The 25888-nt window shown below is 44.7% G+C and carries 22 protein-coding genes; 20 read left to right on the forward strand and 2 right to left on the reverse strand.

Annotated elements, in window-relative coordinates; all coding sequences use genetic code 11:
- Nucleotides 1-76 precede the first annotated feature (76 nt).
- The 10 genes from WKT17_RS08615 to WKT17_RS08660 all read left to right on the forward strand — a co-directional run bounded on the left by WKT17_RS08615 (nt 77) and on the right by WKT17_RS08660 (nt 13821).
- Nucleotides 77-1459 (forward strand): NCS2 family permease, encoded by a 1383-nt coding sequence (locus WKT17_RS08615; RefSeq protein ID WP_173748928.1) that lies wholly within the window; start codon nt 77-79, stop codon nt 1457-1459.
- Between the two features lie 543 nt (nt 1460-2002).
- Nucleotides 2003-2563, forward strand: coding sequence for a M15 family metallopeptidase (locus WKT17_RS08620; protein ID WP_370779157.1), 561 nt, complete (start codon nt 2003-2005; stop codon nt 2561-2563).
- A 383-nt stretch (nt 2564-2946) separates the two neighbouring features.
- Nucleotides 2947-4287 carry a TrkH family potassium uptake protein gene (locus WKT17_RS08625; protein ID WP_173748930.1) on the forward strand — a complete coding sequence of 447 codons (1341 nt, stop codon included), beginning with the start codon at nt 2947-2949 and terminating at the stop codon, nt 4285-4287.
- A 61-nt stretch (nt 4288-4348) separates the two neighbouring features.
- A complete protein-coding gene (locus WKT17_RS08630; RefSeq protein WP_291681870.1) occupies nt 4349-5911 on the forward strand; it encodes a DUF4118 domain-containing protein in 1563 nt (520 codons plus the stop codon).
- Nucleotides 5904-6599, forward strand: a complete 696-nt coding sequence (locus WKT17_RS08635; protein ID WP_173748932.1) for a response regulator — start codon at nt 5904-5906, stop codon at nt 6597-6599. The genes WKT17_RS08630 and WKT17_RS08635 overlap by 8 nt, the downstream gene beginning before the upstream one ends.
- A gap of 115 nt (nt 6600-6714) precedes the next feature.
- Nucleotides 6715-9246 carry an FAD-dependent oxidoreductase gene (locus tag WKT17_RS08640; protein ID WP_291681868.1) on the forward strand — a complete coding sequence of 844 codons (2532 nt, stop codon included), beginning with the start codon at nt 6715-6717 and terminating at the stop codon, nt 9244-9246.
- Between the two features lie 166 nt (nt 9247-9412).
- A complete protein-coding gene (locus WKT17_RS08645) occupies nt 9413-9916 on the forward strand; it encodes a GreA/GreB family elongation factor (RefSeq protein ID WP_291681866.1) in 504 nt (167 codons plus the stop codon).
- A 98-nt stretch (nt 9917-10014) separates the two neighbouring features.
- A complete protein-coding gene (locus WKT17_RS08650; protein ID WP_173748935.1) occupies nt 10015-11775 on the forward strand; it encodes a Na/Pi cotransporter family protein in 1761 nt (586 codons plus the stop codon).
- A 43-nt stretch (nt 11776-11818) separates the two neighbouring features.
- Nucleotides 11819-12493, forward strand: a complete 675-nt coding sequence (locus tag WKT17_RS08655; protein ID WP_173748936.1) for a winged helix-turn-helix domain-containing protein — start codon at nt 11819-11821, stop codon at nt 12491-12493.
- Nucleotides 12490-13821 (forward strand): sensor histidine kinase, encoded by a 1332-nt coding sequence (locus WKT17_RS08660; RefSeq protein WP_173748937.1) that lies wholly within the window; start codon nt 12490-12492, stop codon nt 13819-13821. Before WKT17_RS08655 ends, WKT17_RS08660 begins: the two co-directional genes overlap by 4 nt.
- Nucleotides 13822-13901: 80 nt before the next feature.
- Here the strand turns inward: WKT17_RS08660 and WKT17_RS08665 are convergent, their stop codons facing one another.
- Both WKT17_RS08665 and trkA read right to left on the reverse strand, forming a co-directional pair.
- Nucleotides 13902-15344, reverse strand: a complete 1443-nt coding sequence (locus WKT17_RS08665; RefSeq protein WP_173748938.1) for a TrkH family potassium uptake protein — start codon at nt 15342-15344, stop codon at nt 13902-13904.
- Between the two features lie 11 nt (nt 15345-15355).
- Nucleotides 15356-16717: a Trk system potassium transporter TrkA gene (trkA, locus tag WKT17_RS08670; protein WP_291681861.1), complete on the reverse strand. Its 1362-nt coding sequence runs from the start codon at nt 16715-16717 to the stop codon at nt 15356-15358.
- Between the two features lie 203 nt (nt 16718-16920).
- On the opposite strand from trkA, the gene WKT17_RS08675 reads away from it, so the two are divergent.
- The 10 genes from WKT17_RS08675 (at nt 16921) to WKT17_RS08720 (ending at nt 25795) form a co-directional block, all read left to right on the forward strand.
- Entirely contained in the window at nt 16921-17115 is a 195-nt protein-coding gene (locus tag WKT17_RS08675) for a DUF6472 family protein (protein WP_173748940.1), read from the forward strand.
- An 84-nt stretch (nt 17116-17199) separates the two neighbouring features.
- A complete protein-coding gene (locus WKT17_RS08680; RefSeq protein WP_173748941.1) occupies nt 17200-18486 on the forward strand; it encodes a glutamate-5-semialdehyde dehydrogenase in 1287 nt (428 codons plus the stop codon).
- 6 nt (nt 18487-18492) lie between these two features.
- A complete protein-coding gene (locus WKT17_RS08685) occupies nt 18493-19275 on the forward strand; it encodes a CPBP family intramembrane glutamic endopeptidase (protein ID WP_173748942.1) in 783 nt (260 codons plus the stop codon).
- An 89-nt stretch (nt 19276-19364) separates the two neighbouring features.
- Nucleotides 19365-20639, forward strand: coding sequence for an ABC transporter substrate-binding protein (locus WKT17_RS08690; protein WP_291681857.1), 1275 nt, complete (start codon nt 19365-19367; stop codon nt 20637-20639).
- 79 nt (nt 20640-20718) lie between these two features.
- On the forward strand, nt 20719-21624 hold the full coding sequence (locus WKT17_RS08695; RefSeq protein WP_291681855.1) for a carbohydrate ABC transporter permease: 906 nt from the start codon (nt 20719-20721) through the stop codon (nt 21622-21624).
- Between the two features lie 16 nt (nt 21625-21640).
- Entirely contained in the window at nt 21641-22522 is an 882-nt protein-coding gene (locus WKT17_RS08700; RefSeq protein ID WP_291681853.1) for a carbohydrate ABC transporter permease, read from the forward strand.
- A gap of 168 nt (nt 22523-22690) precedes the next feature.
- Nucleotides 22691-22912 carry a helix-turn-helix transcriptional regulator gene (locus WKT17_RS08705; RefSeq protein WP_173748946.1) on the forward strand — a complete coding sequence of 74 codons (222 nt, stop codon included), beginning with the start codon at nt 22691-22693 and terminating at the stop codon, nt 22910-22912.
- A complete protein-coding gene (locus WKT17_RS08710) occupies nt 22899-23642 on the forward strand; it encodes a DUF3169 family protein (RefSeq protein ID WP_340272421.1) in 744 nt (247 codons plus the stop codon). Before WKT17_RS08705 ends, WKT17_RS08710 begins: the two co-directional genes overlap by 14 nt.
- 15 nt (nt 23643-23657) lie before the next feature.
- Entirely contained in the window at nt 23658-24554 is an 897-nt protein-coding gene (locus WKT17_RS08715; protein ID WP_173748948.1) for an ABC transporter ATP-binding protein, read from the forward strand.
- A complete protein-coding gene (locus WKT17_RS08720) occupies nt 24551-25795 on the forward strand; it encodes an ABC transporter permease (protein ID WP_298059890.1) in 1245 nt (414 codons plus the stop codon). The genes WKT17_RS08715 and WKT17_RS08720 overlap by 4 nt, the downstream gene beginning before the upstream one ends.
- Nucleotides 25796-25888: the final 93 nt, after the last annotated feature.

Genomic DNA, 25888 nt, shown 5'->3' on the forward strand with positions numbered 1-25888 from the left:
AAGCTTGTAAAACCAAGCGGAATTGCTTACAATACATCTGTTGCCCTATAACGATAGAAAACGGAGGAGAAATAGAATGTTGGAAAAGATATTCAAACTGCGTGAGAACGGTACAGATGTGAAAACAGAGATATTGGCCGGAATCACCACTTTTATGACCATGGCCTATATTTTGGCTGTCAACCCGGGTATTATGGCAGAAGCAGGCATGGACCAGGGAGCTGTATTTACCGCTACAGCTCTGGCTGCCCTTCTGGGTACTTTATTTATGGCGTTTTTTGCCAATTATCCATTTGCACTGGCACCGGGAATGGGACTGAATGCGTACTTTGCGTACACTGTAGTGCTGGGAATGGGATACTCCTGGGAAACCGCTCTCACAGCAGTTTTTGTGGAAGGTCTTGTTTTTATTGTTCTGTCACTTACCAATGTGCGTGAAGCAATTTTTAATGCCATTCCCCAGAACTTAAAAGCTGCTGTGAGTGTGGGAATCGGTTTGTTTATTGCTTTTATCGGCCTGCAGAATGCCAAAATTGTCATTGGCGGTTCCACTCTGCTGCAGCTGTTTTCTTTAGAGGCTTATAATGAGGTAAACGGAGTAAAGGCTTCCTTCCACGACGTGGGAATTACCGTGCTTCTGGCCATTATCGGAATTTTAGTCACAGGATATCTGGTTATTAAGCAGGTGAAAGGAAATATTCTGTGGGGGATTCTGATTACCTGGATTTTAGGAATTATCTGCCAATTTGCAGGAATCTATGTACCGAATCCAGAACTGGGATTTTATGGTCTGCTTCCTGATTTCAGCAATGGACTTTCCATTCCAAGTATTGCCCCTGTGTTTGGAAAATTGGATTTTAGCGGGATTTTTTCACTGAATTTTGTGGTTGTGGTATTTGCCTTTTTATTTGTGGATTTGTTTGATACCATTGGAACACTGATAGGGGTATCCTCCAAGGCTCAGATGCTGGATGAAGACGGAAAACTTCCCAATATTAAAGGTGCCTTAATGGCAGATGCAGTAGCTACAACATTGGGTGCCGTTATAGGAACATCCACCACCACTACTTTTGTAGAAAGTGCATCTGGTGTTTCAGAAGGAGGAAGAACAGGACTGACTTCCGTGACAACGGCTGTTTTGTTTGGTCTGTCCCTGTTCCTGTCACCAATTTTTCTTGCTATTCCGTCTTTTGCAACGGCGCCTGCACTGGTAGTAGTCGGTTTCTATATGCTGACGAATGTAGTGAACATTGACTTTGATAATGTTTCTGAAGCATTGCCGTGCTATATCTGCATTGCTGCCATGCCTTTCTTCTACAGCATTTCCGAAGGAATTTCTATGGGGGTTATCTCCTATGTGGTTCTGAATCTGTTTACAGGAAAAGCAAAAGAGAAAAAAATCAGCCTGTTGATGTATGTGCTGGCAGTACTGTTTGTGCTGAAGTATGTGCTTCTGTAAGAGAAGAAATAAAAAGATAGCCGGGAATGCTGCAGTTGGCAGTCTCGGCTATCTTTCTGTTCCGGCATAAGTATTTTCCAGTTTTCTCCCTCTTGTATGAAATGAGTTATCCGGTACATAATAACTCAAGTAGGAAAGAACTATTAAAAATTTAAAAAAATTGTAACAAAATGAAGAAATTACAAAAAAAAGATGATATAATAAGCGCACATTACGTAATTGAATCAGTTGTATTTTGGGTAAAGGGTGGTAATTGATATGAACCAGAGAAGCAGGAGAAGGCACAGAAGAAATATCCGAAGAGTCCGGCAGAGAAACAGAAGATTGCTGTTAATGGCGGTTCTTATGTGCTTTATTGCCTGGGCGGGCATTACGAATATAAAGAAACAGAAGGAAGCAGAGGAGTCCAAAGCGGCTTACGCAGAGCAGCAGAAAAAAGAAGAAGCAGAAAAAGAAAGTGAAAAAGAAGAATCCAAGCTGGTTCTGGCAGAGGAAAGCGAGAAGGACAAGTGGTATTTAAAGCTGGTAAATGCCAAAAATCCCATGACAGAAGCAGACGTGCCGGAGGTGGAGACGGAAACTCTGGATTCGGAAGGGTATCAGGTGGATGCCAGAATTATGGATGACCTGGAAGACATGTTTGCAGCGGCAAGAGAAGCCGGACGTTCTCCTATGATTTGTTCGGCATTTCGCTCCTGGGATACGCAAGTATCCTTGTATCAGAACAAAATCAGCAGAGTCATGAGCGAGGACGGGCTGAATGAGGAAGATGCAGCCATAAAAGCGGCCACTGTAGTGGCAAAGCCAGGTACCAGTGAACATCAGGTGGGGCTGGCTCTGGATATCGTTTCTTCCGAGTATACCAATCTGGATGAGGGACAGATGGAAACGGAAGACCAGAAGTGGCTGATTGAAAACTCCTGGAAATATGGATTTATTCTCCGTTATCCACTGGACAAAAGTGATATTACAGGGGTTATTTTCGAGCCCTGGCATTACCGCTATGTAGGGAAAAAAGCGGCAAAAGAAATTACCGAGCAGAATCTGACTCTGGAGGAATATCTGGGGGCAGAGCCGGTGGGAGACCCTACGGGGGATTTGTAAAAAGGGAATCGTCGTTTTATGCGACGGTTCCTTAAATTATTTACGGAGAATTTCTTCAAAAGGAAAAGATACACTTTTTCACAATCTTTATTTCTTCCCCCTTTTACAGTATGAAACAAAGAGTAGAAGCATCTGCTAATACTTTTGCAAAGATGCATCCATTTTTGTCATTCCTGGGGGTTTTTATCGGAATGCCGATTCTGACGCTGGGAGCCGTAGCTCTTTGCTCTTTCGTCGTGGTTTTTCCGGTAGCTTTGATAATGGGATGGATATAAAGATTTCTTTATACAGTCTTAATACTGTATAAAGTTTGCTTACACAGTTTTTATGCATGACAAGCCATAATTAAGATACCATAAAGATTGTGGAGGAAGAGAAAACTCATGCGTAAAAAAAGACATTTTACTTCATTTCAGATTATCAGTCTGGGATTTTTTATAGTAATTTTGACTGGTAGCCTTCTTCTGATGCTGCCTGTTTCTACCAATGGACCGGGAGGAGCCTCTTTTTGGGATTCTCTGTTTACGGCCACTTCTGCGGTTTGTGTAACTGGTTTGATGCTGCATGATACGGCACAGTACTGGTCTTACTTTGGGCAGTTTGTCATTATGATTCTCATTCAGATAGGCGGTATGGGCGTAGTGACTGTGTCCATTGCCATAGCCATGCTTTCCGGGAGAAAAATAGGACTTATGCAGCGAAGTACGATGTGCGAGGCGATTTCCGCCCACCATGTTGGGGGAATTGTGCGCATGACAGGCTTTATTTTAAGAACAACAATTATCATAGAACTGACAGGAGCAGCAGCCATGTTTCCGGTGTTCTGCCGGGATTTTGGCGCGGTGAAAGGGTTGTGGTATTCTCTTTTTCATGCGGTTTCAGCTTTTTGTAATGCCGGATTTGATTTGCTGGGAGTGAGAAGTGAATTTTCCTCCCTGACTACTTATGCGGACAATCCGGTGATTAATATTACCATTATGACCCTGATTGTCACCGGAGGAATCGGTTTCCTTACCTGGGATGATATAAAAACCCACAAAATTCATCTGAAAAAGTACAGAATGCAGAGTAAGGTGATTCTTACGGTAACCAGTCTGTTGATTTTACTGCCTGCCCTGTATTTTTATTTTGTAGAATTTTCTGCGGACAAGTGGAGCGGCATGAGCGTATCAGAGAGGATTTTGGGTTCCTTTTTCCAGTCTGTAACACCCAGAACAGCCGGATTTAATACAGTGGATTTGACCATGCTCAGCGAAGCGGGCGTATTTATTATGATTATCCTTATGATTACCGGCGGTTCTCCCGGGTCGACTGCAGGCGGCATTAAGACAACTACCATTGCCGTGTTGTTCTCTTCTGCCTTTTCTGTATTCCGAAGAAAAGGGGAGACCAATTGTTTTCATCGCAGAATTTCAGACGACACCATAAACCATGCGGCTACGATTCTCCTGATGTACCTGGTGTTGTTCCTCACCGGCGGAATTGCCATAAGCTGTATGGAAGGCATTCCTATTTTGGACTGTCTTTTTGAGACGGCTTCGGCCATAGGAACTGTAGGGCTGACCCTTGGAATCACTACAGAACTTGGATTTGCTTCCCGGCTCATATTGATTGTGCTCATGTTCTGGGGACGTGTAGGCGGCCTGACTCTGGTCTTTGCAGCTATTTCCGGCAAGCATCCGGACTTTGCCAAATTTCCTATGGAGAAAATTACCGTGGGATAGTGAAGCGCAGAGAAAAGTGTGCTAATATGGAAAACAGAAAAAGAGGAAAGGATGCAAAAAGATGAAAAGTACGTTCAGGGACTTGTTAAGCCGGGAAAAAGGGAAAATAGAAAATCTGGCAGGAGATGTTTTAAAAAGTATATTTGTGCTGGCAATCTCTACATTTATCAGTTACTTTTTTTCCCGGCGGGGATTTCGGGAAGCAAATATTATTACCGTATATATTCTGGGGGTTCTGATAACGGCTATATGGACTTCAAAGAGAGCATACAGTCTTGTCAGTTCCGTTATCAGCGTCCTGCTCTTTAATTTTCTGTTCACAGAGCCGCGCTATACTTTCAATGCCTATGACGCTGGGCATCTGGCGACCTTTCTGGTGATGTTTATCGCTGCTTTTATCACCAGTTCCCTGGCGGTGAGAATAAAGCAGCAGGCCATGCAGTCTGCGGAAACAGCATACAGGACAAAGATTCTTTTTGAAACAAATCAGCAGCTGGGCATGGAGCAGGATATTCAGGGGATTATTTCTGTTACCTGTGGGCAGCTCAGAAAACTTTTAAAGAGAGACATTATTTTCTATGAAGTGCAGAATAACAAACTGGGAAAGCCTGCAGTATTTCCTTATCAGGAGGAGGACTTACCCAATTACCTGTCACCGGAGGAAACGAAGGTTGCCCGATGGGTGCTGGAACACAATATTCATGCAGGTGCGGCTACGAAAACTTTTCCGGAAGCAGAATGCCTGTATCTGTCCGTAAGAGTGGGCAGTGATGTGTTTGGCGTAGTGGGAATTGCTATTGGAAAAAGCAGACCGGATTCCTTTGAAAAAAGTGTTATGCTGTCTATTCTGGGCGAATGTGCCCTGGCTATGAAAAATGACAAAGTTTCCAAAGAAAGAGCCGCCGCTGCGCTTTTGGCAAAGAATGAACAGCTTCGTGCCAATCTGCTGCGCTCCATTTCTCATGATTTGAGGACGCCTCTGACATCTATTTCGGGAAATGCAGGGATTCTGCTGTCCAGTGAAGAAAGTATGGACCGGGAAAAGCGCAGACAGTTGTATGAAGATATTTACGATGATTCCCTGTGGCTGATTAATCTGGTGGAAAACCTGCTTTCTGTTACCCGGATTGAAGATGGTACTATGAAGCTTCGGCTGAATACAGAACTTCTGGAAGAAATTGTTCATGAGGCAGTGAAGCATGTGGAAAAGAGAAGCAAGGAACACAGCATTACGGTTCACTTTTCAGACAGCCTGCTTTTGGTGAAGGCAGATGCCAGACTGATTGTTCAGGTATTGATAAATCTTATGGATAATGCTATTAAATATACCCCTGCCGGGTCGACGATAGAAGTAGAGACAAGGCAGAAGGATGGCCTGGCAGAGGTCAGCGTATCGGATAACGGAAGCGGTGTTTCAGAAAATGCCAAGGCGCATATTTTTGAAATGTTTTATACAGATGCCACAAAAGCGGCGGACAGCCGCAGAAGTCTCGGTCTGGGACTTGCTTTGTGCAAATCTATTATTACGGCTCATGGAGGAACAATAAAAGTCGAGGACAATCAGCCCCATGGCGCCCGCTTTGTATTCACATTGCCTGCGAAGGAGGTTAAATTACATGAATAAACCATTAATTTTAGTTGTTGAAGACGACACAGCAGTCAGAAACTTGATTGTAACCACTTTGGAAACCCATGATTATCGTTTCCAGGCAGCGCCCACAGGGGAAACTGCCATTATGGAGGCGGCTTCTCACAATCCGGACGTGATTCTTCTGGACTTGGGACTGCCGGACATGGACGGCATTGACATTATCAAAAAAATCCGTACCTGGTCTAAGAAACCGATTATTGTGATCAGTGCAAGAAGCGAGGACACGGACAAAATCGAGGCGCTGGATGCAGGGGCAGACGATTATCTCACGAAGCCTTTTTCCGTAGAAGAACTTCTGGCCCGTCTCAGAGTGACTTTCCGCCGTTTGAACGACAGCCGCGAAGAGCAGGTGCAGAATTCCGTATTTCAGGATGGAGACTTGAAGATTGATTATGCCGGGGGCTGCGCCTTTATGAAAGATAAGGAACTGCATTTGACTCCTATTGAATATAAACTGCTGTGCCTTCTTTCCAAAAATGTGGGAAAGGTGCTGACGCATACCTATATCACAAAAGCCATCTGGGGAAGCGCATGGGACAATGATGTGGCGTCCCTGCGGGTATTTATGGCAACTTTGAGAAAAAAAATTGAGCCAAACCCATCAGAGCCTATGTATATACAGACGCATATCGGCGTTGGGTATCGGATGCTGAAGGTGTGACAGGAAAAAACAGAAAATAACCACAGAAAACAGTAGTAATTTTATCCAGATTGGATTATACTGTAGGTAACACGAAATTGTATAAAAAGAAAAACAAAAGGGAGGTTACTTACGAATGGAATCCTTGAAATTGAGAGAAAATTTTTACTGGACCGGCATTGTAGATGACCAGCTGAGGGTATTTGACATTATTATGTATACAGAGTTTGGAACAACCTACAATTCCTATGTCATGAAGGCCGGCGATAAGACCATCCTGTTTGAGACAGCCAAGGCAAAATTTTTTGATGAGTATCTGGAAAAACTGAAAGAGATTACAGATATTTCCACCATCGACTATCTGGTGGTGAACCACACAGAGCCGGATCATGCCGGAAGCGTAGAAAAGCTTCTGGAATTAAATCCGGGGCTGAAAATTGTGGCAACAGGCTGCGCCATCAGCTTTTTGAAGGAAATCGTAAACGGCGAATTTACGGCCATTCCCGTAAAGGACAACCAGGAGATGAAAATCGGGGACAAAACCCTAAAATTTCTTGTAGTGCCCAATTTACACTGGCCGGATACCATGTATACTTATATTGAAGAAGAACAGATTCTGGTAACCTGCGACTCCTTCGGTTCGCACTACGGCTTCCATGATATTCTGGTGAGCAAGGTGACAGACCGGGAAGGCTATATGCGGGCAACCAAGTATTACTTTGACAACATTATCGGGCCTTTTAAGCCTTATATGAAAAAGGCGCTGGACAGAGTGAGAAATCTGGATATTTCCATGATTTGCACAGGACACGGTCCGGTGCTGGATACCAACATTGATTTTATGCTGGATACTTATGAGGAATGGTGCACCGTGGTGAATCCCAATCCCAGAAAAACCGTAATTATTCCTTATGTAAGCGCCTATGGATATACAAAACAACTGGCAGAAACCATTGCCAGGGGCATTGAAGAAAGCGGAGATATTGATGTGCGCTGTTATGATATGGTAGAAGCAGACCGGGGCAAGGTTTTGGAGGAACTGGGCTTTGCGGACGGAATCCTCTTCGGTTCGCCCACCATTGTAGGAGAAGCGTTAAAGCCTATCTGGGATTTGACAACCTCTATTTTCGCAGGCACTCACGGCGGTAAGCTGGCCGGCGCATTCGGAAGCTATGGCTGGAGCGGCGAGGCGGTTCCCCATCTGATTGAAAGACTGAAACAGCTTCGCATGAGGGTGATAGACCAGGGCTTCCGGGTGAAGTTCAAACCAGGAGAGGAAAATCTCATGGACGCTTATGAGTACGGCTATAATTTCGGCTGTGTGCTTCAGAATAAGGAAAATGTAAAGCAGGCAAAGGGAAGCAGAACACTGGTGAAATGTCTGGTATGCGGAGAAATCTTTGATTCTTCTCTGGAAATCTGTCCGGTCTGCGGTGTGGGCAAGGAGAATTTTGTGCCTGTAGACGTGGAAGAAAACAATTATCACAACGATACCAGAAACTTCTATGTGATTCTGGGCGGCGGCGCAGCAGGATACTCCGCAGCAGCGGCCATCCGGGAAAGAGATAAGACAGGCTCTGTGGTTATGATTTCCAATGAGCCATATCTTCCTTACAACCGTCCAATGCTGACAAAATCCCTTATGGCAGATTTGACAGAAGAGCAGATTGCCATGCAGAGCAAAGAATGGTATGAAGAGCAGAACATTCATCTGATACTGGGAAAAGAAGTTACCGGCCTGGATACAGAGCAAAAAGAGGTCCTGCTGGAGGACGGTACGAAGCTGGCTTATACAAAACTGATTTACGCCCTTGGTTCCGAGTGCTTTATACCGCCGATTCCCGGCCATGAGCAGGAAGGCGTTGTGGCTGTACGCCGTCTGGCAGATACCAGAAAAATTGAAAATATGCTTCCAAAAGTGAAACATGTTGTAGTTATCGGCGGCGGTGTGCTGGGACTGGAAGCAGCATGGGAAATGAAAAAAGCAGGCTGCAGCGTAACGGTACTGGAATTGGCTCCCCAGCTTATGGGACGTCAGTTGGACGAAGCAGCAGGAGAAATGCTGAAGCTTATCAGTGAGAGCAGGGGCATTTCCATACACACAGGCGTTCAGATTGCAGAACTGGAAGGAAACGGAAACGTAACAGGCGTGAAGCTGGGAGACGGTACAAGCCTTCCGGCAGAACTGGTTCTTGTATCCTGCGGTGTGAGAGCCAACACACAGCTGGCACAGGCAGCGGGCCTGGAAATTGACCGGGCTGTTGTGGTGAATGAGAAGATGGAAACCAGTGTGCCGGATATTTATGCCTGCGGAGACTGTGCCCAGTTTAAAGGCGTCAATTACGCAATCTGGCCTCAGGCGGTAGAACAGGGCAAGGTAGCCGGCGCAGCGGCCTGCGGCGATGAAGCCGTATACGAGACCGTTCCGGCGGCGCTTAGCTTCCACGGCATGAAGACCGCACTTTTTGCAGCAGGAGACAATGGCAAAAATCCGAACCTGATTTACAGGACAGCAGAGTTTAAGGATTTGGGAAGAAAACATTATCAGAAGTATTACTTCCTGAACAACCGCCTCTGCGGCGTCATTCTTATAGGGGATGTTAGCCGTATGGCAGAGATGACCCAGGCGCTGGAAAATCATACGCTGTATCAGGAAATTGTGAAATAAAACGGGCAGAGATGATTTGTGAAACAACAGCGGGAATCTTTATACATGAGAGAATGGTGTATAAAGGTTTCCGCTTTGACTTTTGTCGGGTAGACAAACACAGAGGGGAAGGATATACTATTTAAAAGCAATAAAAATAAAACCAGTGAAAAGTGAGGTTACAGACATGGGAGAACGTCTTACCAAAAGCGATGTGGAAAAAATTCAAAAAGAAATCGAATACAGAAAGCTGATTGTACGCAAGGAAGCCATTGAGGCTGTGAAAGAGGCAAGAGCCCAGGGGGATTTGAGCGAAAATTTTGAATATTATGCGGCAAAGAAGGACAAAAATAAAAATGAGAGCAGAATCCGCTATCTGGAACGCATGTTAAGACAGGCTGTCATTGTGTCAGAAGACTCCAAAGCAGATGAAGCCGGTATGAATAACGTAGTCGAGGTATATTTTGAAGAAGAGGACGAGACAGAGACCTACAAGCTGGTGACCTCTATCCGGGGAAATTCTCTGGAGAATAAAATCAGCATAGAGTCTCCGCTGGGAAAGGCTATTCTGGGACATAAAGAAGGCGATAGAATCTGGGTAAAAATCAGCGACTCCGCAGGCTATTACATTGTCATTCGTCATATCCGAAAAAATACAGATGACGCAGAAGACGCCATTAAACGTTTCTGATATTTTACATAGATTTAACATAAATCCTTAAAAGATTTTACATAGGCTGCTTATAATGAGAAAAACTAAAGAAATATACCGTACAGAAGGAGAAAATTATGGATTTTTTTAGCATTTTAAGTATGATAGGAGGTCTTGCCCTTTTCTTATATGGGATGCATGTTATGGGAGATGGTCTGGCAAAGGTTTCCGGTGGAAAGATGGAGAAGATTCTGGAAAGCCTTACCTCCAATCCTTTAAAAGCAGTAGGGCTGGGTGCCCTGGTAACGGCAGTGATACAGTCTTCCTCTGCCACCACAGTTATGGTAGTGGGGTTTGTAAACTCCGGCATTATGAAACTTTCCCAGGCAGTAGGCGTCATTATGGGAGCCAATATCGGAACCACGGTGACTTCCTGGATTCTCAGCCTTTCCGGTATTGAGAGCGATAATTTTTTTGTTCAGTTGTTTAAGCCTGCATCTTTTTCGCCGGTTCTGGCCATGATAGGTGTAGCTTTCTTATTGTTTGCCAAAAGTGAGCGGAAGAAAGATTTGGGAACCATTTTTCTGGGATTTGCCGTGCTGATGTACGGTATGGACAGCATGAGCGCAGCAGTGAAACCTCTGGCAGACGTACCAGAATTCACGGGAATTCTGACCGCATTCAGCAATCCTCTGCTGGGTATGCTGGCCGGCGCCCTTTTGACGGCTGTGATTCAAAGTTCTTCTGCGTCCGTGGGGATTCTGCAGGCCCTCTGTGTCACAGGGGCTGTCAGCTACGGAGCAGCCATTCCCATTATTTTGGGACAGAACATCGGTACCTGTGTGACGGCTTTGTTGTCTGCCATTGGCGCAAAGAAAAACGCAAAGCGCGCCGCTATGGTACATCTGTATTTCAATATCATTGGCACAACGGTATTTCTGGTGATATTCTACGGTCTGAATCTGGTTTTTAAGTTCAGCTTTTTGGACCATGCAGCCAATGCAGCAGGCATTGCCGTTGCCCACAGTGCTTTTAATGTTTTTGCTACCGCTGTGCTTCTGCCATTTTCCAAAGGTCTGGAAAAACTGGCCTGTCTTACCATCCGCGATGAAAAAGAAGAAACCGCACAGTCAGATGGTGCTCAGCTTTTAGACATTCGTTTTCTGGAGCAGCCAGCTTTTGCCATGGAACAGAGCCGCAACGTGGCAAAGCGTATGGCGGATACATCTAAGAATGCGCTTTTTACAGCCTTTTCCCTATTTAGGGAGTACAATCCCGAACAGGAAAAAGCAGTGACAGAAGAAGAAAAACGGGTGGATGCGTATGAGGATGCGCTGGGAAGTTATCTGGTGAAGCTGGGGCAGAAGGATTTGACGCAGCAGGACAGCAGAGATTTATCCATCATTCTGCACTGCATTGGAGATTTTGAGAGAATTTCTGACCATGCGGTAAATATTATGGAATCCGCCAGAGAACTCCATGAAAAAGGAATACACTTTTCTAAGAAGGCTCTGGAAGAACTGAAAGTTATCAGCAGGGCAGTGGCAGATATTGTAAATACTTCCTACCAGGTTTTTGAAGAAAAAGACAGAGAGCTGGCAAAGCAGGTAGAGCCTCTGGAAGAAATCATAGATGAACTGAACATGGAACTGAAAAACCGCCATGTGCGCAGACTGCGGGAAGGTACTTGTACCATTGAGCAGGGTTTTATACTGTCGGATGTGCTGACCAGCCTGGAGCGGATTGCAGACCATTGCTCCAACATTGCAGTGTGCGTTTCTCAGGTGGCAGAGGACAGCTTTGATACCCACAGTTACTTAAATGCCATGAAAAAAGAAGAAAATGAAGCCTTTCAGCGCAGAATGGAAGAGACAAGGAAGCAGTATTCTCTGCCGTAAGGAGATGCAAACGGGGGATACCAAGAAGGAGTAGGATACAGAGATGATTTATTGTGTGGAGGATGAACGGAATATCAGGGAACTGCTGGTATACACTCTTGGAACCACAGGATTTGAGGCCAGAGGTTTAAGCGATGGAAAAGAACTGAAGAAAGCGCTGAAAGAGGAAGTGCCGGAATTGATTCTGTTAGATATTATGCTGCCGGGAGAAGACGGCTACCGTATTCTGGAGAAGCTGAAGCAGAGCCCGGAGACCAGTGAAATTCCTATTATTATGGTAACGGCAAAAGAAGCGGAATACGACAAAGTACGTGGACTGGACGGCGGTGCAGACGATTATATTACAAAGCCTTTTGGTATGATGGAATTTATTGCAAGGGTGAAAGCGGTGCTGCGCAGAACCAAAAAACATTCTCAGAAACAGGAATATCGTTTTAAGGGGTTGAAGGTCCATGTGGAGCGCCATCAGGTTTTTGATAATGAACGGGCAGTGGAACTGACTTTAAAGGAATTTGAACTGCTCCGTTACCTGATGGAGAACCAGGGGCTGGTAGTCAGCCGGGACCAGATTCTGGAGCGTATCTGGGGATATGAATTTGCAGGTGAAACCAGAACCGTAGACGTACATATCCGGACATTGCGGCAGAAGCTGGGAGAATCCGGTTATCTCATAGAAACTGTCCGGGGTGTGGGGTATCGCATAGGAGACAGGCAATGAAGCAGAGAATCATGAATAATATAGGGTTTCTGGTGGCTCTGAGCATGCTTCTGACTTTTACCGCAGCCAGTGTTATTATGTATGAAAAATACAACAGTTATATGAGGCAGGATGTAAAAAATGAGGTAGAGTATATCCGATATGCCATAGAGAAGATAGGAGAGGAGTATCTCACGGAAGAGACCGGAAATCTGACAACCAGTCGGATTACCCTCACGGCGCCGGACGGAACCGTTCTGTATGATTCTGAGCAGTACGCTGACCAGGAGGAAAATCGTACCGGCAGTCCCGGATTTGAAAAGGTACAGGAAGATGGAACCGGAGAAGTCATGCGCTATTCAGAGTCCCTTTCCCAGCAGACCTACTACTATGCCGTTAAGCTGAACAGCGGGAATATTCTGGGGGTGGCGAAGACTACAGAAAGCGTTTTTCATACCATGTTTTCCAGCTTTGCCCTGATGGGAATTCTTTTGCTGGCAATTTTGGCGCTTGGCTTCTGTCTTATGGAGAGGCAGACCAAGAAACTCATAGAGCCTATCAATCAGTTGGATTTGGAACATCCTCTGGAACATGTGGAATACGAAGAACTGCGTCCTCTTTTAAACCGTGTGGACCAGCAGAACCGGCAGATTGCCCAGCAGGTGGAAGAACTGCGGCAGGCGGAAACCGTACGCCGGGAATTTTCTGCAAATGTGTCCCATGAACTGAAAACCCCTCTGATGTCCATTTCAGGATATGCGGAACTGATGAAAAATGAGATGGTGCGTCCCCAGGATGTGCCGGAATTTGCAGGCAGGATTTATGACGAGGCCAGCCGCCTGACCAGTCTGGTACAGGATATTATTGAGATTTCCAAGCTGGATGAAAAGAGCGGGGAAATGCCCTTTGAAACCGTGGATTTGTATGAAGTGGTGCAGGATATCTGTCAGAACCTCATGTTGCCGTCTAAGCGGAAACAGGTCACCATTTTTACAGAGGGAAAGAGTGCAGAGATATATGGAGTACGCCACATTTTATACGAGATGTTGTATAATCTTGTGGATAACGCCATTAAATATAACAAAGAAGGTGGATATGTAAAGGTTCTTCTGGCAAAAGAGAAGGAACATGTGATTTTCACGGTAGAAGACAATGGAATCGGAATTGCCAAAGAAGAGCAGGAGCGTATTTTTGAACGGTTTTACAGGGTGGATAAAAGCCATTCCCGCCAGACCGGAGGCACCGGGCTGGGACTTGCCATTGTAAAGCACGGTGCAATGCTCCATCACGCGGAAATTCTTCTGAGCAGCGAGCCGGGAAAAGGAACGAAAATCCAGGTACAGTTTTAAGAAAATACAGAAAAACAGCAAACAAAAAAGGCTATCGTTTTACATGCACTTCAAGCGATAGCCTTTTTTGCTGCAAAATTTTAATACCGTTTCCAGGTATCTCTTACAAATAACAAAAGCATGGGGAACAATTCCAGACGTCCCGCAAGCATATCAAAGGTCAGCACCAGCTTGGCGCCGTTAGAAAACAGACCGAAGTTCTGGGTCGGTCCCACCAGTTCCAGTCCGGGGCCGATATTATTCAGTGCAGAGGCCACGGCTGTGAAGTTGGTAATCATATCGAAATTATCGAATCCCACCAAAAGTACAGAAAAAGAAAATACCAGTACATAGGCAATGAGGAATACATTGGTAGCACGTACAACTTCATGTTCCAGGGTATGACCGTCCATTTTCAGTTTCCGCACACTGCGGGGATGAAGCAGGGTGTGCAGTTCCTTTTTGATGGTTTTAATCAAAATCACGAAACGGGACACCTTAATACCGCCTCCGGTGCTTCCCGCACAGGCGCCTACAAACATTAGCAGTACCAGAATGGTTCTGGACGCTTCCGGCCAGTTGTTAAAGTCCGTAGTGGCATATCCGGTGGTGGTAATAATGGAACCTACCTGGAAAGCCGCATGGCGCAGAGCGTCTCCGAAGGTGTCATAGATATTCCGAATATTAAAGGTAATAAAGGCTGTAGTTACCAGAATAATACCGAGATAACACCGGACTTCTTCCATCTTAAAGGACTGACGGAATTTTCTGCACAAAATTAGGAAGTAGGCGTTAAAGTTAATTCCAAATAAAATCATGAAAACTGTGACTACCACTTGCAGGTAAGGGGAGTAGCCGGCAATGCTGTCATTTTTAATACCGAAGCCGCCCGTACCGGCTGTGCCAAAGGTGATTGTCAGCGTATCAAACAAAGGCATGCCGCCCAGAAGCAGAAAAAGAATCTCCAGGATAGTCATAAAAATGTAAATAAAGTAAAGGACTTTTGCTGTGGACTGTACCGTGGGCATGAGTTTGCCTACAGAAGGCCCGGGGCTTTCTGCTTTCATCAGGTTCATATGGGAACCGCTGCCATGGGTGTGCATGAAAGAAAGCAGGAACACCAATACCCCCATACCGCCAATCCAGTGGGTAAAACTTCTCCACATCAGCATACACTTCGGCACAATTTCCACGTCTGTGAGAATACTGGCTCCGGTGGTGGTAAAGCCGGATACTGTCTCAAAAAGAGCGTCCACCGGGTTTGTCATAACGCCTCCTATGAGAAAAGGAATTCCGCCCATAAGGCTCATGACAATCCAGCTCAGGGCAACGGTTACAAATCCCTCTTTTACATAAAAAACAGAGTTTTTTGGACTTTTTCTGGTAAGCACAGCGCCAATGAGCACGCACAAGAGGGCTGTAAAGAAGAAGGCCCAGCCGCTTTCTTCCTGGTAAATAATGGCAGTGACACAGGGCAGCATCATAAAAGCTGCCTCAAAGTACAGGACTTTGCCAATAATAAATTTAACAATTGCGTAATTCATTCCTCTGCCCTCTACTTTTTCAAAATATCTTTCAAATCGTTTAAGCCTTCTATCGTGGTTACCACAATGACGGTATCGCCCACCTGGATTTTATCCTGTCCTTTGGGAATCAGGATGTTGCCGTTGTGGTTGATACAGGCAATGAGAAGGTTGTCTTTGAGGTTCAGCTGGCTTAAGGGGACATCCGTAATACTGGAGGACTCTTTTACTGCAAACTCCAGAGCTTCCGCATGTCCGTCCAGAATGTGGTACAGCGTTTCTACGTTGTTGCTGCTGATGGAATTTTCCATAGCCCGGACATAGCGCAGAATATAGTCTGCTGTAATATTTTTGGGATAAATCACACTTCCCAGATCCAGTTCCTCCACAATATCGTCAAAGGCAATGCGGGTGACCTTGGTAATCAGCTTGGCATTGGAGTTTTTCTTGGCAAACAGAGACAGCAGAATGTTTTCCTCATCCATATTAGTAAGGGTCACAAAGGCCTCTGTCTGGGCCAGTCCCTCCTCAAGCAGCAGCTTTTTATCTGTACCGTCACCGCAGATGATGGTAGTTTCCGGCAGAAGCTGGCTTAATTCCTCGCAGCGGGCAATTTTGGATTCTACAATCCGTACATCGACTTTTAATTCCGACAGCAGAGTAGCGAGATAATAGCCAAGAGTACCGCCGCCTACAATCAGAGCGTTTTTTACCTGCTGGGTATGCACGCCGATTTTTTTGAAAAAGGCAGCCGAATTTTTTACAGAGGCCACAATAGAAATGCGGTCGCCGTTTTGCAGTACAAAGTTACCGGAAGGAATAAACACTTCATTCCCTCTTTCTACACCGCAGACCAGAATATTGCACCGGAGTTTGTCTACCATTTGCATAATAGACAAGCCGTCCAGACGAAATTCGGGCAGCAGCTTAAATTTCAAAAGCTCCACTCTTCCTTTGGCAAAGGTGTCCAGCTTAATAGCAGAAGGAAAGCGCAGAAGACGGAACATTTCCATGGCTGCGGAATATTCCGGATTGATAATCATGGCAATTCCAAGGCTTTTTCTGATAAAGTTCCTTTCTTTATTGTAAATCGGATTACGCACACGGGCAATGGTGTGGCATTTGCTCACCTTTTTGGCAATGACACAGCACAACAGGTTTAATTCATCCGAGCCGGTAACGGCAATCAGCATGTCCGCCTCCTCAATGCCGGCTTCTGACAAAACGTTGACACTGGAGCCGTTTCCAGCCAGTCCCATGACGTCAATGGTTTCGGAAAGCTGCTGGATTTTCAGCGGATTTGTGTCAACCACGACCAGGTCGTGTTGTTCGTAACTGAGCTGTGCTGCAAGGGTACATCCTATCTTGCCGCAGCCCACAATTATAATCTTCATAAGAACCTCCATAAGCATTAAAAATGTGTAAATATAATAAGAAAAAGATAAAGATTATATAAAGTTCAAGGCTAATTATAACACTCCCTGTTTTATTTGCAATGAAAGAATCTGTTTTTCATTCTTTTCATTAAAAATTGACAAGAAGAAGAGATTTTGGTATATCTAAAACATACAGAATGAAGGAAAAGGACGGGATGAATATGAGTAAGAAAAAACAGGGGACAACCAGCTGTGAATACTGCAGCAATTACATATATGATGAGGAATTTGGCTATTATATCTGTGATGTAAATCTGGATGAAGACGAAATGAGCCGTTTCCTTTCCGACAGTTTCTACCACTGTCCCTATTTTCAGATGAACGATGAGTATAAAATTGTGAGAAAGCAGATGTAGATTGCATAATGGAAACTTTCCATATATAATAAGTACATCTATTTATCAAGTTAAAGAGAAAAAGTAAAGAAGGGCGGTAAAACCATGGATATCAGAAGTGAAGTGAAAAAAATGAAAGAGGACAGCCCAAAGATGGCAGCGCTTTCTTTGGAGACCAGAAATCAGGCGCTGTTGGCAGTGGCAGAGGCGCTGCAGCAGCAGAAAGAAAAAATCTTTGAAGCCAATCAGAAAGACCTGGAAGCGGCAGCAGAGTCCGGCCTGCCCCAGTCTGTACAGAAACGGCTGAAATTTGATGCGCATAAACTGGCTGATGTTATCAGCGGAATCAAAGAACTGGTAAAACTTCCGGATCCTTTATCCCAGGTGCAGCTTTCCAGACAATTAGACGACCATCTGAACTTGTACCGGGTGACCTGCCCCATTGGAGTGATTGGCATTATTTTTGAGGCAAGACCGGATGCTCTGGTGCAGATCTCCTCTCTTTGTATCAAGAGCGGCAATTGCGCAGTTTTAAAAGGAGGTCGTGAGACCGCAGCCACCAATAAAGTTCTTTTTGGAATCATTTATCAGACAGTTACAGACTGCGGCCTGCCATCTGGCTGCCTTTTGCAGGCAGAGCAGCACAATGAAATTGATGAACTGCTTTCCTGCCATGACTGTGTGGATTTGCTGATTCCCAGAGGTTCCAACCAGTTTGTACAGTATATTATGAACCACACCAAGATTCCCGTTATGGGACATGCAGACGGCGTGTGTCATACTTATGTAGATGAGGACTATGATATGGAAAAAGCGCTGCCGGTTCTCGTAGACGCCAAGACCCAGTACACAGCGGCCTGCAATGCTACGGAAACCCTGCTGGTACACCGGAGGATTGCAGAAGAATTTCTTCCCAAAGCAGAAGCGGCTTTAAGAGCGGCGGGAGTGAGCCTGCGGGGAACTTTGGAAGCAAGTCAGTATATAGACTGCGAAATCATGGAGGAAGCAGAATTTCACACGGAATATCTGGACATGGTACTGTCTGTAAAACTGGTAGACAGCCTGGAGGAAGCCGTTCGCCATATCAATACTTACGGCTCCCATCACACAGACTGTATTCTTACGGAAAATCCGGAGCACGCAGAAACGTTTATGCAGCTTGTGGATTCCGCAGGCGTGTATCAGAACTGTTCCACCAGATTTGCCGACGGTTTCCGTTATGGCTTTGGAGCAGAGGTGGGGATCAGTACCGGAAAAATTCATGCCAGAGGCCCGGTGGGGCTGGAAGGCCTGGTTACTTATAAATACAAGCTGTATGGACAGGGACAGATTGTGGCGGACTATGCAGAGGGCAGAAAGTCCTTTCACTTTCAGGAACTGGATAGAGGATAAGAACAGATGAAAAAGGTTATATGCATTTTAAAGAGTCTGCTTCCTATGCTTCTCTGGCTGGGAATGCAGAGCGTCGTCAGCATCCTGTTTCTTTTGACAGGGGTTTTGACTGGAAAAGGGCCTTTATGGGCAACAGGGGGAGAACTGCCCTACGTCATTTCCGTGCTGGCGAATGGCGTTACTTTTCTCCTGGGATATCTGTGGCTGCAGAAAAAGAAGAAAGAAACCAGCGGGCAGGAGAGAAGGTTTTCCCTGGGCGCAGCAGTAAAACTTCTGGCTGTGGGTGTGATTTTTCAGATGATTGTCAGTCTGCTGTTGGCCGGTATGCAAGTGGTGTTTCCAAAAGCAATGGAATCTTATGCGCAGGTGCTGGAAAATCTGGGGGTGTTTGCACCGTCTGTCTTTTCTGTGCTGTATACGGTGGTGTTTGCTCCTTTGACAGAGGAAATGGTCTTTCGCGGCGTAACCCTGCGGATTTTACAAGAGGAACTGCCCTTTGCAGCAGCCAATGTGCTGCAGGCCGTTCTTTTTGCTCTGATGCATGGGAATCTTGTGCAGTCCTCTTATGCTTTTCTGGCAGGTCTGCTGTTGGGAACTGTTGTGAAAAGATACGGAAAACTCAGTGCAGCCATATGGTGTCATTTTGCAGTCAATGCTTCCGGTTTATTTCTGGGAGACATCAGCGTACCTGGAATCTTTCTTTTGCTGGGAATCAGTTTCGGAGTTCTCTTGGTATTTGTCATAATAGATAAAAAAATGGAGAAAACAAATGAAAAATATAGAGTATGACGTAAAAATAAAAACTGGAGTTGGGAAAGTGGCAAAAATAATGTTGATAATACAAAAATAGCGCAGGATAATACAAAGTTATTTGTGCAATGATGGTAGCTTCTCTGGCAGCCTGCGGAGGCGGCGGAGATAAAGAAACATCCGGCGGCGCCGACAGCGGCAAGGACGGGGGAAAAGAACTGGTTTACTGGTCCATGTGGAGTGAAGAGGAGCCGCAGGCAAAAGTGATTCAGGAAGCTGTGGACAAGTACACAGAAGACACAGGAGTTAAGGTAGACGTACAGTTTAAAGGACGTAACGGACAGCGTGAAGGTTTACAGCCTGCATTGGATGCTAAGCAGACCATCGACTTGTTTGACGAGGATGTAAACCGTGTAAACGGTTCCTGGGGAAGTTATCTGATGGATTTGGAAGAGCTGGCAAAAGATTATGAGGCAGAGCATGGAAATGAAACACTGTTTGCTATTGCCCGTAATGCAGCAGGCGGAACATTAAAATCCATTCCGTATCAGCCCTCTATTTTCGGTTTCTTCTATAACCAGACTTTATTTGATAAAGCAGGCATTGCAGCAGCGCCGACTACATGGGAAGAATTTGATGCAGCCTGTGCGAAATTAAAAGAAGCGGGAATTACACCAATCACAGGTGATACCACTTATATGACTTCCTTTATGGGATATCATCTGGGACAGGATGGCGTAAAAGCCTTAGTGAATGACCCGGCTATTCAGGAAAAAATTGACGCAGGCGAAGTGGAAGATGTAAACTGGGATGACCCAAGAGTTGCTCAGGCAGCAAAAGACATTGAAGACTTTGCTAAGAAAGGGTACTTCTCCGAAAATATTGCGTCTAACGTATATCCGGCAGGACAGAATCAGGAATTTGCCCCTGGAGAAGCAGCAATTATTATCTGCGGATCCTGGCTGCCAAACGAAATCAAAGCGTCTGTAGCAGAAGATTTGACATGGGGATACTTCAACTACCCATCTGTAAAAGACGGAACAGATGACAATACGGCAAACAACATTGCCAATCAGGTATTTGCCATTAACAAAGAATCCAAGATGGCAGAAGAGGCTATGGAGCTGATTACTTATATCACAACCGGGGAATTTGATAAGAAGATGACAGAGCAGTCTCTTTCCATTCCGGCTGACAAAGCAAACTCTGATGCATGGCCAACAGAACTTGAGGCGGTAAAACCTGGGTTTGAAGCAACAGCTACATACTATGACTGGGCTGTTGGCGCTGAAAACAATGGCGACCTGACACCTGTATTAAACGAAAACACAGTAAAACTTATGGCTGGCGACATGTCTGCTGATGAATTTGTAAAATCCTGTAAATCAGCAGCAGGAGAATAAGAAGTATAAAAGATATGGTGGCATGAGCGTACAGCACGCTGCCACCATATTTCTTTTTGGATATTAAGGAGATACCCGCATGAAAAAAAATAAAGGAATGATTATCGGTTTTCTTGCCCCGGCAGTTCTGATTTTCCTGGCTGTATTCTTATATCCCATTGTCAGAACCGTTATTATGAGTTTTTTTAAGATTTCTTCTGTGACAGACAGTGTGGATTTGTGGAAATTCGTGGGAATAGAAAACTACCAGAAATTATTTGCAACTGATATTTTCAGAACCTCCATGATGAATATTGGAAAAATATGGCTTTTAGGCGGTATCATTGTTATGACAGTTTCCCTGCTGTTTGCCGTTATTTTAACCAGCGGAATCCGGGGAAAGAAAATCTTCCGCGCCATTATTTATCTGCCTAATATTGTAAGTGCTGTGGCTCTGGCTACCATGTGGCTGCAGTATGTATACAGCCCTAAGTTTGGTCTTCTTAAGAACGTTCTGGATAAACTGGGACTTCACGAACTGGCAAAAACCCAGTGGACGGCTCCGGACCATGTATTCTGGGCTCTGCTGTTTGCTTACTGCTTTGGTATGATTGGTTATCACATGCTTATCTGGATGAGCGGTATTGAGCGAATCAGCCCGGACTTTTATGAAGCGGCAACTTTGGACGGAGCAAACAAAATCAATCAGTTTCGTTATATGACACTGCCATTGTTAAAAGGTGTCTTTAAGATAAATATTACTATGTGGTCTGTAAGCACAGCAGGTTTCTTTGTATGGTTACAGCTGTTCTCTTCTGTTACAGCCAATAAAGCCACCATTGTTCCAGTACAGTATATGTATTCTCAGATTTTTGGCGCCGGAAATGCGGTGACAGAGCGTAATGCAGGATATGGTGCGGCCATTGGTATTATTCTTTGTATCTGTGTTGTTTTAATCTTTACCATCTGCAACGCACTGGTAAAAGATGATGATTTGGAATTTTAGAAGGGAGGACAGGTTCATGGCGAAAGAAAAGAAAATAGTCAAAGATAAAATTAACTGGAAAAAAGAACTGAAACTTGCTCCCGGATATATTATTATTCTTTTGTGGGTAGCGTTTACGCTCATGCTTCTAGGCTGGATTCTGGCTGCAAGTTTGTCCACCACAACGGATATTTTTGCGGGAAAAGCACTGAAGTTCCCTACGGGGCTGCATTTTGAAAATTATGCAAAGGCATGGGGATCCGGCGGCGTAGCCACCTTCTTTATGAACTCCCTGCTGTATTCGGTAATATCCTGTACATTGCTGATTCTTATCTGCGCACCGGCTGCTTATGTGCTGGCAAGATTTACCTTTATAGGGAATAAGATTATTCAGACCGGTTTCGTGTCTGCTATGGGTGTTCCCATTACCATGATTGTGCTGCCGCTTTTCTGTCTGGTAGCAAATATGGGAATTTTAAACAACGTAGTGGCAAGTAAGGCAACGCTGATTTTCCTGTATATCGGAATTAACATTCCCTATACAACCATTTTCCTGCTTACCTTTTTTGCCAACTTATCCAGAACTTACGAAGAGGCTGCAGCCATTGACGGCTGTCCTCCGGTGAAGACTTTCTGGAAAATTATGTTCCCGATGGCTCAGTCTGGAATTGTTACAGTTACGATTTTTAACTTTATCAATATCTGGAACGAGTACTTCCTGTCTCTGATTTTTGCAAACAGTGATGAACTCCGTCCGGTAGCGGTAGGTCTTTATGGCATGCTGCAGTCTATGCAATATACAGGAAACTGGGCCGGTATGTTTGCAGCCGTTGTCATTGTATTCCTGCCAACCTTTATTCTCTATATTTTCCTGTCAGAGAAGATTATTGGCGGTGTTACCGGAGGTATCAAAGGCTGATATCGGTTTTGTATCGGGAATCAATCGAAGATGAAAGAGGATGTTGTTGCAAACAGCATTCTCTTTTTTTGCGAAAAAAATAATTGACAACTTTATTTGTCATTTGCTATAATAATGACAAATAAAGTTGTCAATATGACAAGAAAATAAGTCAAGGAGGCAGTGCGTATGCCGCTATATAACCGTCTGAAAGAATACCGGGCAAGGCTTGGCATTAATCAGCAGGAACTGGGAAAACGGGTAGGTGCTTCACGGCAGACGATCAGTCTGATAGAGAGGGGCGATTATTCGCCTTCCGTAACCCTTGCTCTGCGGATTGCAAAGGAATGCTCCGTAACGGTGGAAGAAATATTTCAGTATGAGGAGGATGAGAACGATGAACAGGAATAAGAAGAAAAAGGAAACCGATAGGAAGACAGCCTTGATACAAATGGTGATTATGCTTTCGTGCGGCGGTTTTGTAGGAGGGGCGGGAACGGTGTTCTTTCTTTTCTATGGAGAATCTGTGATCCAGGTGCTGAATCGGATTTCCGATTCTGTGGGAAACTATGCGCCCTGGATTTTGATAGTTCTTTGCACTTTGCTGTGTGTGGCAGCACCTGTTGGTGTGGGAACTGTGAGGTGCAAATTTAAACGCTGGAATCAGGATGATGAAGAAGAAACAGAAAGATTAGAGAAATATGTAGGGGGAGTTCAGAACTTTCTTTCGGTGTTTATCATTTTTTCCATGTGTATGGGAGGACCCTGCATGACAGCACATGATGGGATGTCTACCATATCTGTTCTCTTTTTCGTAGCTACTACGTTCTGGACTCTGTTCTGGCTGAGCAGGGTCGTGTATTACCAGAAGCAGATGAACCCGGAGAAAAAAGGAAATATCCTAAGCTGGAATTTTGACAAAGAATGGCTGGCCAGCTGTGACGAAAGAGAACAGCTCAGAAGTTTTCGTGCGGGATATTATGCTTATTATTACAATCAGTTTATTAACCTGATTATTTTTATTATACTTTTGTGCGCAGCCAATGTCTATGAGATAAGCGCTCTTCCTTTTGTGATACTGGGCGTCGTCTGGTGTGCACAGACATTGATATACTGGTATGAGTATGAGAAGAAAAGGTGAGAGGAGCGTGAGATTATGGGACTTACAGTAGAGAATCTGACAAAGCGGTTTGGAGAAAAAACAGCGATTCATCATCTGAATTTTGTCATGGAGGAGCCGGGAGTATTTGGGCTGCTGGGAACCAATGGTGCAGGGAAAACCACAACCATACGCAGCATTCTGGGCATTATGCAGCCGGATGAGGGAAAGGCACTCTGGAATGGAAAGAAAATTACCAGGGATACCCTGGCTTTCGGATATCTGCCGGAAGAAAGAGGCATTTATATGAAAGCAAAGGTTCTGGAACAGTTGATTTACTTTGGCATGCTCAGAGGCATGAAGAAAGCAGAGGCGAAACAATCGGCGCAGGAGCTTATGGAACAGCTTCAGGTGACAGAGTACCAGAACATGCAGGCAGAAAAGCTGTCAAAGGGAAATCAGCAGAAGATTCAGCTGATTGCAGCTATTATACACAGACCGCAGTTGATTTTTCTGGATGAACCTTTTTCCGGTCTGGATCCGGTAAATGCCGTAGTGCTGCGGAATCTGGTGAAAAAGCTGGTAAAGGAAGGCAAATATATCATACTTAGTACCCATCAAATGGAAACGGTGGAGGAATACTGTAAAAATCTTGTGATTCTGGACAGAGGGAAAACTCTTTTAAGCGGCACTCTGAAAGATATCAAAAGGGCGTATGGACGAAGCAATCTGATTGTTTCTGCGGAAAAGGATGTCAGGGATATTGCAAGGCAGGAAGGTCTGGAGGTTTTCGAGGAAAGAGCCGCGGAGACAGAGTATAAGATTCAGAGCGAGGAGATGGCCTGCCGTTTTTTGAAACATATGCTGGCAGAAGAAATTTACCCTTTGAAATTTCAGATTATGGAACCATCCTTACAGGAAATTTTTGTGAAAAAGGCAGGTGAGAGCAGATGAAACAAATGCTGATTGTGTTTGTCTATACCTTAAAAGAAGGAATCCGCAAAAAAGCGTTTTGGATTTCAACCATTATCATTATGGCAGCCGTGTTGCTGTTGTGCGCAGTTCCCAGAGTCTTTACAGCATTTACAGGAGAAAAGTCCACGGAAAAAGCAGACCATGAGAAAAAAGGTATCTGTTATCTTCTGGATGAAGTGGGGATTTTTCAGCAAAACCTTGAAATGTTTCAGGAACTGTATCCGGAACTTGATTTCCAGATTGCAGAAAATGAAAATCTGGAAACCTTGAAACAGGAAATTAAGGAGAAAGAAGACGATTCTCTTATTTATATTGAAAAGACAGACGGACAGCCAGTGGTACATGTGGTCAATGCAAATTTTATGAAAGGAATCAGTGCGAAAAATACAGCAGCTGTCTGTGACCAAATTATGCAGTCCCAGTCCCTCCGCGAGTTGGGCGTGGGAGAGCAGCAGATAAAAGCCATACAGACGCCCCTGTCCTATACGGAAGAATATGCAGGAGAGATGGATATAACAGGCTATATTCTCGGTGTTTTTATGACTATTGTTATGTTCTTTGCGGTTTATTATTATGGAAATGGGGTGGCTATGTCCGTAGCTGCCGAAAAAACCTCCAGAGTTATGGAAACACTGATTGTCTCAGCAAAGCCTTCCAGGATTTTAGCAGGAAAATGTCTGGGCATGGGTGTTGTGGGGCTTTTGCAGCTGGGAGGCCTCCTGGTCTTTGGCGGATTGTGTTATAAATATCTGTTGCCCAACGATGTACAGCTGGGTGGAATTCAGCTTTCCGGAATTTCTGTTTCTGCAGGTACGGTAATTTTGCTGCTTGTGTACTTTATACTGGGCTATGCGCTGTATGCAGTGCTGAATTCCGTATGTGGTGCAGCAGTCAGCAGAATTGAAGACTTAAATGCAGCCCTGCTTCCGGTTTCCATTGTTGCAATCCTTGGTTTTTACTTAGGATATTTTACTTCCATTGCAGGAGGAGGCAGCAGTACCTTAACAGCGCTGGCCCTGTACCTGCCTATATCTTCTCCTTTTGCAGTACCTTTTAAACTGTTGACAGGAGAAATCGATCCGGTACAAATCGGTGTTTCCCTTGCCGTTTTGGCTGTTACAATTGTAGTGGCTGCAGCCATAGCTTCAAAGATATACAGTATTTCTGTAATGCATTATGGAAAACCATTGAAATTAAAAGATATGAAAAAAATGAAATAAGAGAAGAAAGAAAAGGGCTATCGGGTAATATCGTTTTTTTACCTTCAAATCTTAAAATAAGAATCTCCCATAGAAATCAGTGTTTTAAATATC

The sequence above is a fragment of the Blautia sp. HCN-20427 genome, from assembly GCF_037890365.1.
Taxonomy (GTDB): Bacteria; Bacillota; Clostridia; order Lachnospirales; family Lachnospiraceae; genus Blautia.